This window comes from Pricia antarctica, from assembly GCF_900101815.1.
GTDB classification, from domain to species: Bacteria; Bacteroidota; Bacteroidia; order Flavobacteriales; family Flavobacteriaceae; genus Pricia; species Pricia antarctica.
The window spans coordinates 1-1191 of the sequence record NZ_FNAO01000045.1 but is presented as its reverse complement, the minus strand read 5'-3'; the positions used below and the strand labels follow the sequence as shown (position 1 = coordinate 1191).

General features: G+C 41.3%; 2 protein-coding genes. Both read right to left on the bottom strand.

All coding sequences use genetic code 11. The features are described from left to right. Positions 1–288: 288 nt before the first annotated feature. Positions 289–585 carry a type II toxin-antitoxin system RelE/ParE family toxin gene (locus BLT07_RS20605; protein ID WP_091874509.1) on the bottom strand — a complete coding sequence of 99 codons (297 nt, stop codon included), beginning with the start codon at positions 583–585 and terminating at the stop codon, positions 289–291. Beyond that, entirely contained in the window at positions 582–836 is a 255-nt protein-coding gene (locus tag BLT07_RS20600) for a type II toxin-antitoxin system ParD family antitoxin (protein WP_091874507.1), read from the bottom strand. Before BLT07_RS20600 ends, BLT07_RS20605 begins: the two co-directional genes overlap by 4 nt. Positions 837–1191: the final 355 nt, after the last annotated feature.

The following is a 1191-nucleotide window of genomic DNA, read 5'->3' as shown; positions in this document are numbered from 1 at the left end:
ATTCTTTTTGCCTTGCATACCTTCAATTTACGGATTTCCGCTCATTGGTAAAAGCAAAAAATGATGTTTATTGGAGTTCTGCAACAGCCACGTTCGATTTACGGAACTGATGGATTATGGTTATTGCTCCCTTCGATCTTCGATTTCAAGCTATTTATGTGGCAATAATTGGATTATTAACAATTCCCGAAAGTATGAAAATTGAAAAACAAAACTCATAGGTATTGAGTGATTGCCGCTGGGAGCATGATAGAGCCCCCAAAAATATTAGCAACGTCAAATAGTCGATTAGAGATGTTTTTCGGGAAGCATTTTGGAATGTAGAATACGAACGATAAAAATATCACTTTTGCGCTTTCGGTAATAAATGACATGGCTTTCATACCTAAAAAACAAGTACTGTTTCTCTGTACGGGTATGCAGAAATCCTCGCCCTATATCAGGACGGTCTGCAAGCAACTGCATCCTTTCCTTGAGCCCCGCCAAATATTCCAAGGTCTGGGTCTCCCCAAAGTCTGCCATACTGCGCTTGGTAATTTTCCGGATATCCTCAGTGCTTTTTTTTGAACGGGTATAGTTATTCACTGCGCAGCCTCCGTTTTTTGCTCCGCAATGGCTCCCCGCACTACGTCGTCAAAATTTTCGGTACATTCGCCACTTTCCTCACCTTCCTCCAAAGCCTTCATCAAGGCCCCGTATTTTGCCTCTTCGTCCTCCAACAAACGCAAGGCGGCCCGCACCGCTTCGCTAGCGGAACCGTATCGTCCGGCTTTGGTAAGGCGCGCTAAAAATCCTTTAAAATGGTTACCTACATTGATACTGGTCGTGGTGCTCATGTTGCTGAATTTTATTAGTAACACTATAAAATTACTATATTTTGGTAATTTATGCAAATAGAAACTTCCAAAATTGCAAAGAAGTGTTTAAACAAAACCCGTATCATAACTTGTGCTCTTGTTAAAAGTTGAAATATTGATTTGGGCTATCATGATACAATAGCATCTAAAGGTTCAGATAACGCTGGGATTAGCTCCACTAAAACGTCCGTGGCTGTTGCAGAACTCCAATAAACATCATTTTTTGCTTTTACCAATGTGCGGAAATCCGTAAATTGAAGGTATGCAAGGCAAAAAGAATTATACCGAAAAACTGTTCCTCAGCTTCCAGTTGTCGGACCGGGTCCCGAAGGAA